The organism is secondary endosymbiont of Heteropsylla cubana, assembly GCF_000287355.1.
Classification (GTDB): domain Bacteria; phylum Pseudomonadota; class Gammaproteobacteria; order Enterobacterales; family Enterobacteriaceae.
In genome coordinates, this window is the sequence record NC_018420.1 from 1087831 (window position 1) to 1104521 (window position 16691).

Below are 16691 nucleotides of genomic sequence, written 5' to 3' on the forward strand. Positions count from 1 at the left end.
GAAACTATTTTCAAAATAGATGGTTGTGATGTAAAACTTTAATCGTCATTTATCTTGTCGAATATTTTTTTTAGTAGTTAAAGTTAATTCAGAAAACATTTAAATAACAACTAATTTTATACTAATTTTCCGCAAGGTTTTTTGAGAACGTTTCTCTTATGTTCTTTCCTATAAGTCTTTTACACAGTCTGCGTTCTGTTAGCTAATTATCTTTATCAGAGATATGACGCTACTTTTCCAGTCAATCCTAATAGTAATTACTATTGGGGTCCCAAGTGGGATGTTAATAGAGATTTTTTATAAAAAATTATTTTTTGTTGTTCTTTAAGCAAATAATATCTTCATATTATTTATATTAATAATAAATCTAATCTGATTGTTCTAATCCTCTGAATATATTTAATAATATTGCTCACCTGGCGATATTTATTGATGATCTAAATCACCACCATACTGTAGCAACGCTTACTTTTTTCATAAACCATACCTACAATTTGCTATAATTGTCTAAATTATTCCACTTTTCTCACATACGTTGTCGACTATTTTGTTTATCTTTTTATGTTTGCATGCTCTATTTCTTCTTTATTATATTAGATACAATTTTTTATAAAAAAATTATCAATTACTATATAACTTATATTAGTTAATTCTTGAAGATAAGAATACATAGTTTTAGACTAAAATATATATTTTATCTGACAATGACTTATTATGCACGTTACAGATTTTTCGTTTGAAGTACCTGATAATCTAATTGCGCGTTATCCTCAAGCAAAACGCAGCTCCTGTCGTTTATTATGTCTAGACGGTCTAGGAGGAACAATAATCCATCAAACCTTTAACGATTTAGTAGAAAAATTAACAGAAGGAGATTTACTAATCTTTAATAACACAAAAGTTATTCCTGCACGGTTATATGGAAGAAAAGTTACTGGAGGAAAAATTGAAGTTTTAATTGAAAAGATTTTCGACAACCATCGAACACTTGCACACATCCGCTCTTCTAAGGCACCAAAACCTGGAAGTAAATTATTGTTGGGGGACGATTACAGTATCTCTGCAACCATGATTAGTCGCTATAATTCTCTCTTTGAACTACATATTAACGACAATCGAGATATTATGACCCTATTAAATGATTTTGGACATACTCCTTTACCGCCTTATATAAATCGATTATCTGAAATTGCAGATCACGAACTATATCAAACAGTTTATGCTAAACACCCTGGATCGGTAGCAGCACCTACCGCCGGTTTACATTTTGATGAAAACCTATTAGCTCTACTAAATGCTAAAGGAATTAAAATAGAATTTATCACGCTTCATATAGGAGCAGCTACTTTTCAACCAATAAGAGTAAATTTAATAGAAAACCATCAGATGCACTCGGAATATATAGAAGTATCTCAAAATGTAGTAGATGCAGTAAATACTTGTAAAACTCGAGGAAAGAGGGTCATTGCCGTTGGGACAACCTCTGTTCGTTCTCTTGAGAGCGCAGCAGCAGCTGCCGCTAAAATTGGAAAAACAAACCTAATCCCCTTCTATGGTGATACAAGTATCTTTATTTATCCAGGTTATCAATTTCGCATCGTGGATGTCATAATAACTAACTTTCATCTTCCTGAATCCACTCTTATCATGCTTGTCGCCGCCTTTGCTGGCTATCGTCACACACTAACAGCTTATCGTGAAGCAGTAACAAAAATGTATCGTTTTTTTAGTTATGGAGATGCAATGTTTATTGTCCGAAATCCCGAAGCGCATCAAGAACAAATAAGCGAATTATTAATAGATTAATTTCCAGACTAAACTTATGAAATTTCATTGAAGCTAAAAATTCATTAATTTAAATTAAAGTAATTTCTTGTAAAAACTTTTTTTAACATCAATATGTTAAAATATTTTTTCTCTTTAGTTATGGTCGATAATTATATCGATATTTTTAAGTATATCTACTTTAATAAGTATATTAAAAATAGAGTTTTTTATAAAATTTTTAGGATTATATATTGTTCTCTTTTATAATAATATTCTTACTGGATATTAAATTTCTTTCTTATAAACACATAAATCCTCATTCATTTTTAATAAATATTTTTATCTATTTGATCAATCGTTAATCTTAATAAACAGAAGCATTATAGACATGATTTTCCTTAAAAAATTTTTTCGATAATATCAATCTTGTATTAGAGTGAAAAAAACTAATTTTAAACGTTACTAATCCCGAAATGGATTGTATAAAGATTGTTTAATTAGTTATCGATAACTATTTTGAATTAAAAATATGTAGGATAGATTTTCTATGTTAGTAGTACTAGAAATTGACCTTAATTTTTTAACACATGGAACATCGTTGCTACTATTTTAATATCCACTCACTCTATCTCTCAAAAAAAAAAAAAAAAAAATAAAAAAAATATAAATACTATTTAATTTATTTTTTTTATTTTCCTACTTAAATAAGATAACTTCAATATCTCAACAACATATCCATCAAATTAAAGTAAAATAAATTACGCTACAATCATATTACACGCTTAACTTTTATCTTTAAAGCCTCTTTTAATATATGTAATATATGTAATGTATACTACATAATAAAAAAATTAATATTTATTCACTTTCGTTACTGTTCAAATAAAAAATTGTTGATTAATTAAATCCATATTTAAAGATTATTTTGTGATACTTAAATACATTAAAGAAAATAATATTTTACAATCTAGTTTCGTCACCATAAAACAATCGAAATAATTGATATTAGATCTATTTAATTATTCTTTGCTGTAAAAATATCAAATAAAAATCGACAAGAATACTTATTTTCTATAAAAAAGGGAAAACGATAACCGCATCGATATTCTTTACGCAATTCAAATAGATTTTTTTATATTAGAAAATATTTATAACCTTTGACAAGAAAAGTTATTACTTCCTTATAAAATGACCTTTTTAGAAAAACTAATATCCTCAATTGAGCACTAATAAGAAATATCTCAATAAACATTGAGTACAAACTCATAATTATACAACAATATAAAGTATTAAAAATACTAAAAAACTAACACCTAACATAATGATAAATAATTATGTAATTCAGTTAATTAGATAATGTTGTTTTTTTTAGAAAACAATTTATACTCATTAAAAAGAATATGATTTCAATCATATCAAAGAGTTTTTAAAAAAAATTAATCGCGATTTTACAGAATAGTTATTATTGCGTCATACACATACTGGAATGTATGATTTAAGAGATTTTTTACGATAGACAAAATATAATTAAAACTCATAAAAAAAACAAAAGACAGTTCTTATTTAAACCTTGAATTTATGTATAGTAAAATAACACTTCTGACGCTTAAGGAAAATTTGTGATCAAAAATCTCCGGAATATCGCCATCATCGCACATATAGACCATGGTAAAACCACATTAGTTGATAAACTATTACAACAATCCGGAACTTTGAATCAACGAAATATCGTTACCGAACGCGTAATGGACTCTACTGATTTAGAAAAAGAACGTGGGATTACCATACTAGCTAAAAATACCGCAATTAATTGGAAGAATTATCGGATTAATATCATCGATACACCCGGACATTCTGATTTTGGAGGAGAAGTGGAACGAGTCATGTCTATGGTTGACTCCGTATTACTTCTCGTCGATGCTATAGATGGTCCAATGCCACAGACCCGTTTCGTCACACAGAAAGCATTCGCTTACGGAATGAAACCTATCGTTGTCATCAATAAAGTTGATCGCCCAGGAGCACGACCTGAATGGGTTGTAGATCAAATTTTTGATCTTTTTGTAAATCTAGGAGCTAACGACAAACAACTTGATTTTTCAATTGTCTATACATCAGCGCTAATTGGAATTGCTGGTCTAGACCATACAAAAATGGAAGAAGATATGACACCTCTTTTTGAGAGTATCATAAAAAACGTCGATCCACCAGATGTCGACGTCAACGGCCCATTTCAAATGCAAATTTCTCAACTAGACTACAATAGCTATATGGGCGTTATAGGAATTGGTCGCATTAAGCGTGGCTCTGTAAAACCTAATCAAAACCTTATTATAGTGAATAGCAAAGGCAAATTCCGCAATGGTAAAGTTGGACAAGTATTAGGTCACATGGGTTTACTTCGTATTGAGACTAATATAGCCGAAGCTGGTGATATCATTGCAATCACCGGTTTGGGTGAATTAAAAATTTCCGACACACTTTGCGATCCAAATCAAATAGAAAGCCTGCCAATGTTAAAAATTGAAAAACCAACTATTTCTATGTTTTTTAGTATTAATACATCTCCTTTTTGTGGCAGGGATGGGAAATATATCACTTCTCGCCAAATCCAAGAACGTTTAAAAAAAGAACTGGTAGATAATGTAGCATTAGAAGTAGAAGAAACAAAAGATCCTGACACCTTTCGTGTGTCCGGTCGTGGTGAAATGCACCTCGCAGTACTTATCGAAAACATGCGTCGTGAAGGGTTTGAGATCGCAATTTCTCGCCCAAAAGTTATTTTTCGTAATATCGATACTGTTAAACAAGAACCATTCGAATTAGTGACGTTGGATATTTTATCACAATCTCAAGGAGTAGTCATGGAATCAATGGGCACACGTAAAGGAGAAATCTGCAACATGTTCCCAGATGGAAAAGGACGTATTCGCTTAGAATATATCATTCCAACCCGCGGGTTAATCGGCTACCGCAACAACTTTCTTACCATGACATCAGGTACCGGAATTTTACATTCTACATTCAGCCACTATGAACATGTACGTCCTGGAATAATTAAACACCGACAAAATGGAGTTTTGATTTCTAATAATCAGGGTAAAGCTGTAGCATATGCTCTTTATAACCTACAAGATCGTGGACGACTTTTTATAGAACACGGCACAGAAGTTTATGAAGGACAAATTATTGGTATTCATACTCGATCTAATGATCTTACAGTAAACTGCCTCGCTAGTAAAAAACTAACTAATATGCGAGCATCTGGTAATGATGAAGCAACGACTTTAGTACCGCCGATTAAGATGTCGCTAGAACAAGCGTTAGAATTTATTGATGATGATGAATTAGTAGAAGTTACACCAAAATCTATCCGGTTACGAAAACGTTTTCTGAAAGAAAAAGAACGTAAACGTGCTCATCGTAATTAATAGTTCTTTTTTATTTGTCTTCTCTTTAAGATAATAAAAAAAACACTTGATTATTACTCTAAATCGTGTTTCTTTTCTTTTAAAAGAGATGTAGTTTCCTCTTAAAAAGAATTAACTAACTCTCTAAAAAATCTTCAAAATAAGTAATATAAAAAAATTTTTTATAAAGAAATCAACTATATTTATCTTCTAAATACATCATACAAAAAAACAACAAGCTTAAATTTTACACCATTAAGTTAAATTTAAAATAGTAAAAACATTAATTTTAATGCATTTAATTTAAACAGTAATTCAATTAATTACGTGTTCTAATTATCTGGGATCTACCCAACTATCTGGAAAAAGTGGAAAACAACAATATAGCCTCTATCTATAAAATAAATAAATTGGATGCAATAAATTGATTATATATATAATAAATACAATTATTATACAAGAATAAAAAAATAATTTTACTATTTTTTTATTAATTGATGTATAACTCTCGGTAATATCATACGTATAAGTACTTCATACCATCCCCAGGGTAAATGTCTCATAAATTTATACTTCCAAAGACAAAAAAAAAGAGATTTATAATTATGAGTTATATGTATCATAAATAATTAATGTAAATCATAAGAAAAAAATAAATTATTATACAATATATGTTGTACAACATTTTTAATAACTTATTTAATTAAGCTTTTTCTTTACTTTTGTTCAAAATTTTTTTTATTATAAATAATTAATCCACTTCTATAATTAATTTTAATTATGAACCATTATTCGAGTTTATATCAAAATATTTTAGCAAAACTTTATAAAATTACAATAAACAAAAAAAAGACACTTCCCACTTCCAAAAAAAATATTACTCCTAAATAAAGAATTAATAACAGCTCCAATCTAGATAAGACAGAACTCTAATTTAAAATAATACTTAAATATTTTATGTACCTAAAAAAACTAAATGTATTTAAACGCATCCCTAAATCTCTACTACTTTACTTAAAAAATTTTAATAATTAAACCAGTTTGTTGTTAGTAAGTTTTTGCTTTAGGCTGATAGCCAGCTCACAAAAAAAATTCGTGACACTCTTAAATTAAAAAAAATATTTAATATATAAAATATATATCATATTAATTATCTATTTTAAGATTCTTGTTAGGATAGTAATATATGCCGATTCTGAAATTAGTACACCATTCATCTTGAAAATAGCATGAAGACCCCCAAGTTAAAGAAATGAATAGTGTTATAAAAAACCCAACAAGAAACATAGTTACTACTTAATACCACTCTAGCAAAAAATTAAAACATTACTAAGAGTCTGCGTAGGACATACAATGCACAAAATTTTCCTAAAGATTATCTTTTATGGAGATGGTAATGTCATATAGTAAAACAAAACATCACTTTATACCTCATATGACTTTAGTGCCTATGGTAGTAGAGAAAACTACACACGGAGAACGCTCCTTCGATATCTTTTCACGTCTACTTAAAGAGCGAATTATCTTTATAAATGGTCATATAGAGGACCATATGGCAAGTTTGATTGTGGCACAAATGATGTTTTTAGAAGCAGAAAACCCAGAAAAAAATATATCCTTATATATCAATTCACCAGGTGGAGTAATTACCGCCGGAATGTGCATTTATGACACAATGCAATTTATTAAACCCGATATTAGTACTTTTTGTATGGGGCAAGCCGCTTCTATGGGTGCCTTCCTACTTTCCAGTGGAACCAAAGGAAAACGTTTTTCACTCCCTAACACTCGGATCATGATTCATCAACCATTAGGCGGGTTTCAAGGACAAGCTACCGATATTGAAATTCATACGCGAGAAATCCTGTACATTAAAGATCGTATGAATAAATTAATGGCAAAACATACCGGAAAACCACTTAAAATGATAGAACAAGACACTGAACGCGATCGTTTTCTTTCTGCTGATGAAGCTGTAGAATATGGATTAATAGACTCCGTTCTAAGCCACCGTACTTAATAACAACAGAATTAAACTAATCTAAATATAACATAAAACATTAGCGAATCTACTAATTAGTTCTAATGTCATCTTTATTAATGGCCTAATAAATTTTAGCGAAAAGAGGCTTACTCATGACAGATAAATGCAACGACGGTTCAGGAATACTCCCATATTGCTCTTTTTGTTCAAAAAGCCAAAAGGAAGTGCGGAAATTAATTGCAGGACCGTCGGTATATATCTGCGATGAATGCATTAATCTATGTAATAATATTATTTTTAAAGAAAAAAAAGAAACCAATTTACATCACACATGTATTTCACTACCCAAACCCCACGAAATTCGAAAGAAAATAGACGATTATGTGATTGGTCAAGAAAAAGCAAAAAAAGTGCTTGCAGTGGCAGTTTATAATCACTATAAACGATTATATAAACTACATATAAATAACAGTATCGAACTTGGAAAGAGCAACATTTTACTCATTGGGCCAACAGGTAGCGGAAAGACACTTCTAGCAGAAACTCTAGCTCGCATTCTTGATGTACCTTTCACTATGGCTGATGCAACCACTTTAACAGAAGCCGGTTATGTAGGCGAAGATGTTGAAAACATCCTACAAAAATTACTGCAAAAGTGCAATTATGATATAAAAGAAGCTCAGCGTGGAATTATATACATTGACGAAATTGATAAAATTTCCAAAAAATCGGATAACCCATCTATCACTCGCGATGTATCCGGAGAGGGGGTACAACAAGCGCTTTTAAAATTAATAGAAGGAACCTTAGCTTCAGTTCCCCCTCAGGGAGGAAGAAAGCATCCACAACAAGAATTTTTACAAATAGATACTTCAAAAATTCTTTTTATCTGTGGTGGTGCCTTTTCTGGTCTAAATAAAATAATTGAAAAACGTACTTATAGCAACCAGAGTATTGGCTTTGCTGCTACACTCAAAACAAATTCTGAGAAAGTAAGCAATGATAATATTCTAGTGCAAGTAGAACCCGAGGATTTAATCAAATTCGGATTAATCCCTGAATTTATTGGCCGGTTACCAATTATCGCGACTCTTAATGAATTAAACGAAGAGGCTCTTATTCAAATCTTATGTACACCTAAAAATGCATTGATAAAACAATATCAAGCATTATTCAGCATTGAAGGTGTTCAACTTGAATTTCATGATAACGCTTTAATTGCTATTGCAAAAAAAGCTATGACACGGAAAACTGGTGCTCGTGGCTTACGTTCTATCGTAGAAGATATTCTTCTAGAAAGTATGTATGAACTACCTTCTAAAGAAGGTGTAGAAAAAGTAATAATAGATGAAGCAGTGATTGAAGGAAAAACAACACCATTAATCATCTATAGTAAAAATACAGCGCAACAAATCTCCACTAACTAGCGCAACATCCTAGAAGGATTATACAGCGTCAACTGATAGCATCTTTAGATGGGGGATTCTCTTCCCCCATTATCATTACTCCGTCTACTATTGAATGTAAGTAATATGACCCCATATACTCAAAAACAAGTGATTGTTAAAACGAGAAAAAATCCAGTTTTCCGTATCCTAAAAATTAATCGGATGCTAAAATAAGAGAGAGCTCTATGAATACCGAGCATTCTGAATATCTACAAATTCCTGTATTACCTCTGCGCGATGTAGTGGTTTACCCACATATGGTCATCCCTCTTTTCGTTGGCCGTGAAAAATCAATTCGGTGTCTTGAAGCAGCTATGACTAACGATAAAAAAATCATATTAGTTGCTCAAAAAGAAGCGTCAACCGACGAGCCAGATATCAATGATCTTTTTTCTATTGGAACAATATCCTCTATTCTTCAAATGCTAAAACTGCCAGATGGTACGGTAAAAGTGTTAGTGGAGGGACTAAACCGTATAAAGATTAAAGAATTATCAAATAACTCTGATTTTTTCAGCGCAACAGCAGACTTTTTCGATATACCAAAACTAGATAAGAGAGAACACGAAGTACTAGTACGCACTGCTATTAATCAATTTGAACGATATACAAAACTAAACAAAAAAATCTCCCCAGAAGTACTTACTTCATTAAACAGTATGGATGATGCTGCTCGTCTCGCTGATACAATTGCAGCTCATATGCCTCTAAAACTAGTAGATAAGCAATCGGTGTTAGAAATGGTAGACATCACTAAACGACTTGAATATCTAATGGCAATAATGGAATCAGAAATCGATCTCTTGCAAATCGAAAAACGTATCCGCAATCGCGTAAAAAAACAGATGGAAAAAAGCCAAAGAGAATACTACTTAAATGAACAGATGAAGGCAATTCAGAAAGAATTAGGAGAAATGGATGAGACTCCAGATGAAAATGAAATACTAAAACGTAAAATAGAAATGGCAAAAATGCCAAAAGAAGCTTTAGAAAAAGTTGAGGTAGAACTTCAGAAACTAAAAATGATGTCACCAATGTCAGCTGAAGCTACGGTTGTACGTGGTTATATCGACTGGATGCTGTCTGTTCCTTGGTACGCTCGCAGTAAAATAAAAAAAGATCTAGTAAAAGCTCAAAACACTCTAGATAAGTATCATTACGGACTTCAGCGTATTAAAGATCGTATCTTAGAATACCTGGCAGTACAAACTCGCGTAAAGAAAATCAAAGGTCCAATTCTCTGTCTAATGGGACCACCTGGAGTGGGAAAAACGTCTCTCGGTCAATCTATCGCTCAAGCAACAGGACGTCAGTATGTACGAATGGCTTTAGGAGGCGTGCGAGATGAAGCTGAAATCCGAGGACATCGTCGCACCTATATCGGTTCAATGCCAGGGAAATTAATACAAAAAATGTCTAAAGTTGGAGTAAAAAACCCCCTTTTCTTGCTCGATGAAATTGATAAAATGTCTTCAGATATGCGCGGTGATCCCGCTTCAGCCTTACTAGAAGTTCTAGATCCAGAACAAAACGCAGCGTTTAATGATCATTATTTAGAAGTCGATTATGATCTTTCTGATGTAATGTTTATTGCTACATCAAACTCGATGAATATCCCTGCACCTCTTCTTGATCGCATGGAAGTAATTCATTTATCTGGTTATACTGAAGATGAAAAACTTAACATTGCACGTCAACATCTACTACCAAAACAACTTAAGCAAAATGCGTTAAAAAAAGGTGAATTAACCATAGAAGATAATGCCCTAGTAGGAATAATTCGCTATTATACCCGCGAAGCAGGTGTGCGTAATCTAGAACGCGAAATTTCTAAGTTATGCCGTAAAGCAGTAAAATCATTATTGATAGAAAAGAAGGAACAACATATCAGTATTAACATAAATAATCTAAAGGACTTTCTTGGTTTTTATCGATTTGATTATGGTCGAGCAGAAAATAAAAATAATATTGGTCAAGTTACAGGTTTAGCTTGGACTGAAGTAGGTGGTGATTTACTCACTATAGAAGCTGCATGTGTCCCCGGTAAGGGAAAACTAACCTATACTGGATCTCTAGGAGAAGTGATGCAGGAATCTATTCAAGCAGCATTAACAGTAGTGCGTGCACGCGCTGATAAATTAGGCATCAATCCTGAATTTCATGAAAATCGTAACATTCATGTTCATGTACCCGAAGGAGCCACTCCTAAAGATGGTCCTAGCGCTGGTATCGCAATGTGTACTGCATTGGTATCTTGCTTAACTGGTAAACCAGTGAAAGCTAACCTTGCAATGACTGGTGAAATAACATTACGCGGTCAAGTACTAGCAATCGGTGGTTTGAAAGAAAAATTACTAGCCGCGCTTCGCGGAGGAATACATACTGTTTTAATTCCTTTAGACAATAAACGTCATCTGGAAGATATGCCGGACAACGTGATACATAATTTAGAAATTCATCCTGTACAACATATTGACGAAGTTTTACATTTAGCGTTATTAAATATACCTAACAGTTTTAATATAGAAAAAAATAAGAAAAATAAATAGTGAATATGGATATATTCATTTTAAGTTTATAAAAAAATTATATACATATATTATATCTCACGTTGTTTTTATATGTATTCCACCGTACAAAATATTTTATTAAAGGTTAATTTATTTATAAAGTGAATCACGCTTTTATTGTGAATAAGAAAAAAAAAGAAGTAGCTATGTAGTAAATATATTTATTGTTTATTTTTTAAAAGAATATAACCAGTTTTATTAATACTTAATTTTAATAGAATACAGATTATTTTCCTAAAAAAATTCTCGTTTTGCTTTCTAATTAAAAATTAATCTCAAATATTTGAAATCAATTAAAACATATTGATAAAGAAGTAAAATTGCATACCTAATTATTTAACGAAAACAATTAAAATGTTCCCGTTAAAACAAATAAAAATATAATCATATCTTTACAAAAAAACCAGTATTACAAATTAAAAAACTCTTTTCTAATTTATACTCAATAAAACAATAAAGTATATCAGACGCAATAAAAACATAAAGTGTTATAAAAATAGCTATTTTTATTAGCTACAATGATTATTGTATGTTAATAAAATAATAAAAAACCATTCAGTTTTACCTAATTCCATAACAATGCATCTAATTAAGATAAAAAAAACAACTATTAAGCATCCAACAGTTATTCAATTATTTAATTTTATTAACCATATTGATTTATAAATTTTAATGTAAGAGTGGAATCTTTGGCGACTATACCTTAATTTTATGTAACCAAACATTTTCTTCTTAACGGAAGAAATAGTTTTATAAAAAAAATCAAAATAATATTAGTAGTTTTATCTTTATAATACTTTTAGTATTTTTTTATTTAATTTAGTATTATTATGTTACTAAAATCTAATAACCAATATCCCGCAATTGGACAATAGCAGTTTTTACCACACTAACAGCAAACTCTATTTCCTCGTGTGTAGTAAAGCGCCCTATAGAAAAACGTATAGAACTGTGTGCGACTTCTTCTTTTACCCCCATAGCGCGAAGCACATAAGACGGCTGAAGAACAGCAGATGTACAAGCCGATCCTCTTGACACAGCTAAATCTTTTAACGCTATCATCAGAGATTCACCATCAACATCATTAAAACTTATATTGATCACGTTTGATACGCTTTGATCAAAAATACCATTTACTGTTACTCCTTCAATCTCTCTAATTTCCTTCCAAAAAAAATCACGCATAGACTGTAAACGCGGTATCTCACTTGCAAATAGTTCTCCTGCAAGTCGATAGGCTTCTCCCATACCGACAATTTGATGTACTGGCAATGTTCCAGAACGCATTCCTCTCTCGTTTTGACCACCGTGAATTTGGGGCTCAATCAATACCTGCGGCATACGACGTACAAAAAGAGCGCCAATACCCTTTGGTCCATAAAGTTTATGAGCGCTAAACGACATTAGGTCTACCGGTAAGGTCTTTAGATCTATAGATAATTTTCCAACACTTTGAGTGGCATCCACATGAAAAAGAATACCTCGAAGACGACAAATTTTACCAAATTCCGTAATATCTTGAATGACACCAGTTTCATTATTAACATGCATTAAAGAGACAAGTATTGTATCTTCACGCAACGCATCACTTAACTTTTGTGGTGTAATAATACCATTTGATGATGGTGTGAGCCTAGTGACAATAAAACCTTCTTTTTCTAATTGCAAACAACTATCTAATACTGCTTTGTGTTCAGTTACAGACGTAATAATATGGCGACCTTTACCACAATTTGCATGCGCTGCTCCTTTTAATGCGAGATTATCAGATTCCGTTGCACCAGAAGTGAAAATAATTTCGCGAGAATCAGCTCCAATCAAATCTGCAATATAATGACGAGAAACATCCACAGATTCTTCTGCTTCCCATCCATAACGGTGATCACGAGAAGCCGGATTACCAAAAATAGTGTTTATAGTAAGATGCTGCATCATCTTCTCAGCTACCCGCAAATCAACTGGCGTAGTAGAAGAGTAATCAAGGTAAATCGGTAACTTCATAAAACATTTGCTCCAAACTTCAATAATATGGAGATACACTTATTCTTATCTACACAAACAAGTTTGTATTAATAATTTCTTTTTCTTTATTATTTTTAACTATAAGATTGTTTTTTTATTATCTTTTTTACCCGAAATATTTCTAGTCTCTTGATTAGAAACTAATTCTGCTAGAGTAATATTATTAAGAAAATCACTAATACGTGCACTAAGATTACTCCAAAGTATATGTGTTAAACAACGATCTCCACCCTGGCAAGTTTCTTTTCCCCGACACCGAGTCGCATCTACAGATTCATTTACAGCAGTAATAATTTCACCAACAGTAATTTCATTAAATTCACGATTGAGTAGATAACCACCACCAGGTCCCCGAACACTGGTTACTAACTTATTCTTTCGTAATCGAGAAAATAATTGCTCTAAATAAGAAAGAGAGATTCCCTGTCGTTTAGAAATTTCGGCAAGAGGAATGGGATTCTGATCCGAATGTTTAGCGATATCAAGCATGGCAGTAACCGCATAACGACCTTTAGAAGTTAGTTTCATTTCACTATACCAATACAAATACAGTGGAAATAGTTTGCCATTCCTGACTAAAATAGTCAATTATTTAAACATATTAACAAAATTAATGAGTTATTTTTTTTATAAATTTAAAATTACTAGTTTGTTTTCTATTGGTGATTAATCATATAAAACTCGTTATGTAAGTATAAGGCATACACTATTTATGTAGCTCGTATTTAATATAAAATTAATAAAATTTTAAAAACAAAGAATCAATTTAATATTTTTAAGTAAGTTGTTCATTAAAATGTAAAATGTGTATTTTAGTAGTATTTAATAAAATTAAAATATATTTTTATAAAACCTTCTCAAATATGACTATTGTATGAAATACAGGCTAATAAATAAACTTATTTGTGTATAACAATTTTATTGTTATCACGGTATTTTTACTATGTTAATAAATATAATTATTTTAATACTGTTTAATATTTTTTTCACCACTAAACTTAAAGTTATGCTGTCATAAATAAAAATAGTGATATTGTTTTTAACAACTGAAAAAAAACTAATAAAAAACTAGATATTGATGATCTCTGATTTTTTCTAAAAAATAATTTTATCTCTAATACATTTACTTTCAATAAATATTTTATTTTACGAGGATTATCTTTATATGAGAGATTCTATTTTGAAAAAAAATAAGTGTTATGTATTCATATTATTTTAATAATAAACCCTTGTTTTCAAGGTATCCAAAACAATTTTCATCGAAAAAAAAACAAGTTCAATACAATGAAATGATATCTAGAAAATCTAAAAATAAAAAATTAGTTAAAATGTAAATTAATAAAATATATTCTATATCATAGATACCCTGATTATATAGAATTTATATTCACTTACTTATTTTTTTTAAAATATGTTTTATTCTTAATTTTAATATATTTTTAATAAAAAAGTTACTCTATAAAAACAGATAAATAAACTATTTTGTCTTACTATTAAAATAGTTTTATATTTTTTTGGAAATAAAATTCAAAATCGCACAATATATTGTTAATTAACAAAATAATAATTGATTAGTAATTTAATTTTTTATTAAAATGTATTATAATAATAAACTAAACATAAAGACAGTAATCAATCATTAAATTGCATTTTCATATAAATCTTTGAAACCATTCAAAGAAGAGTTAAGCATTAAAAAAGATAAATTTAATCTATATTGTTAAGTTTATTATTTAAAATAAATACATCTAAGATCACTATTATGCAATAGAAATTGCTGAATAATAGATAGAAATCAACAAATACCATTTTGTATCTTTTATTAAGCATAATTAGCAGATCAATAAGATATTATATCGATAGTAAATATAAATTTATAACTGTCATGGTGCATCCGGGAGGATTCGAACCTCCGACCGCTCGGTTCGTAGCCGAGTACTCTATCCAACTGAGCTACGGATGCTATATTAATGGCGATGAGGGAGGGATTCGAACCCTCGATACAGATTTTTTCTATATACTCCCTTAGCAGGGGAGCGCCTTAAACCTCTCGGCCACCTCACCTTAGCGCTTTTTATGAAGGATATTGGCGATATATAGTAAATATATTACTTTCTGAGCTTGATATGTCAAAGTATTTTTTCTAAAAAATAATTAATACCATTTCATGTCTAGATAAAAATATCTTTAATTAAAAATTAGGTTTTTATATATATCCAATTTCAATTTTAATTAAAATAACAAATCATTTAATTAGATAAAAACTTACAATCTATTATAGGCGATTAATCTTAGACTAATGATTTAATAATAGAAATCGTTAATCAATAATACTTAGACATAACATTTAACACTATCTTTATTTTATATATAAAGACTTTTTAGTCTATTTTGTTGATTTTTATTTTCCATCCTGCACTAAAAATCTTAATCTTAATTAAGATTAAAAATTTAAATGAGTTGCTAATAAAAAAATCAACATAATATCACTGCATTATAAAAATTTACGCAAAATATCTTATAAACTTCATTGCACATTAAAACGGTATAATAATCTAATTTCATTTAGAAAGATAGTACTATCTGCATAGCATGAAAGCACATATGAAACTATAAACCTATTCAATGCTTCATATAGCAATATGAATTTATATAAATGCAAGTTACACCACCCCTGAATACATTCAACTTAAGAGAATATATGAGATATTTTAATTTTATTGTTTTTATATTAGTGTTGTTATGAAATTATAAAGCAAATAATTTATTTAGTTTTTAAATAAAAGTTAGCTGCTTTAAAAGCAATTGTTTTTTTGTGTCGCTTTAAAATAAATATTTTATTTAATTCGATCAGGATCGTAACAACCAATCATATTTAATGAATCCTAAGTTAAGACTTATTGAATTTTCATTTATTTAGATTGATTCATATCAATAAAAATGATTTTCTTTAGAAGAGAGTAAATAGGTAAAATGTAAATAGTCGCACATGTTATTACTGTATCTTTATATGTTTTTTTGATATACCTACTATTTTAAAGACAGTCATCTCATATTTTCATGAACGCTATCGAAAAACTATGTTTTATAGTACAAATAATTAAGTGAACTTAAAGATCTTTTAAGTTGAAGCGAACTAGTGATAAAAACAAACGATGATTTTCTAAACTTAAAATAAAAAAAACTAGATACATACTTTTTCATCACCACAGTTATGGATAGCTATATTTAATTTATATAAAACTCGATAACATATTTTTTATCTTAAGTTTTTTAAAATTATATAGTTTATTCATATTAAAAATAAATTATAAAGTATTTTAAACAAATCAATTTTTTATTATAGAATTTTTATTCTATTCAACAAGTTTTTTAGTATTAACAAAAAAAATGTATTATCTACTATATATAAATTATTAGAAATTTAAATGTTCATAAAAAACTAAAAAATAATATTTAGCTAGATCGCTATTTAAAGTTAAAAATAATA

7 protein-coding genes and 2 tRNA genes are annotated in these 16691 nt (G+C 29.8%); 5 read left to right on the forward strand and 4 right to left on the reverse strand.

The features are described from left to right. Positions 1–714 precede the first annotated feature (714 nt). The 5 genes from queA (at position 715) to lon (ending at position 11158) form a co-directional block, all read left to right on the forward strand. Complete coding sequence (queA, locus tag A35E_RS02885; RefSeq protein WP_014889189.1) at positions 715–1806, forward strand: tRNA preQ1(34) S-adenosylmethionine ribosyltransferase-isomerase QueA; 1092 nt, start codon at positions 715–717, stop codon at positions 1804–1806. A 1580-nt stretch (positions 1807–3386) separates the two neighbouring features. Next, on the forward strand, positions 3387–5198 hold the full coding sequence (gene typA, locus A35E_RS02890; protein ID WP_014889190.1) for a translational GTPase TypA: 1812 nt from the start codon (positions 3387–3389) through the stop codon (positions 5196–5198). A gap of 1375 nt (positions 5199–6573) precedes the next feature. Beyond that, positions 6574–7197 carry an ATP-dependent Clp endopeptidase proteolytic subunit ClpP gene (clpP, locus tag A35E_RS02895; protein WP_014889191.1) on the forward strand — a complete coding sequence of 208 codons (624 nt, stop codon included), beginning with the start codon at positions 6574–6576 and terminating at the stop codon, positions 7195–7197. Between the two features lie 116 nt (positions 7198–7313). Beyond that, on the forward strand, positions 7314–8588 hold the full coding sequence (clpX, locus tag A35E_RS02900; protein WP_014889192.1) for an ATP-dependent Clp protease ATP-binding subunit ClpX: 1275 nt from the start codon (positions 7314–7316) through the stop codon (positions 8586–8588). A 206-nt stretch (positions 8589–8794) separates the two neighbouring features. Continuing rightward, a complete protein-coding gene (lon, locus tag A35E_RS02905; protein WP_014889193.1) occupies positions 8795–11158 on the forward strand; it encodes an endopeptidase La in 2364 nt (787 codons plus the stop codon). 864 nt (positions 11159–12022) lie between these two features. Here the strand turns inward: lon and A35E_RS02910 are convergent. The 4 genes from A35E_RS02910 to A35E_RS02925 form a co-directional block, all read right to left on the reverse strand. After that, complete coding sequence (locus A35E_RS02910) at positions 12023–13180, reverse strand: IscS subfamily cysteine desulfurase (RefSeq protein ID WP_014889194.1); 1158 nt, start codon at positions 13178–13180, stop codon at positions 12023–12025. Positions 13181–13279: 99 nt separating this feature from the next. Next, positions 13280–13729, reverse strand: coding sequence for a Fe-S cluster assembly transcriptional regulator IscR (iscR, locus tag A35E_RS02915; RefSeq protein WP_014889195.1), 450 nt, complete (start codon positions 13727–13729; stop codon positions 13280–13282). Positions 13730–15087: 1358 nt separating this feature from the next. Further along, positions 15088–15164 (reverse strand) — tRNA-Arg (locus tag A35E_RS02920). Positions 15165–15172: 8 nt separating this feature from the next. Then, a tRNA-Ser gene (locus A35E_RS02925) sits at positions 15173–15265 on the reverse strand. Positions 15266–16691 lie beyond the last annotated feature (1426 nt).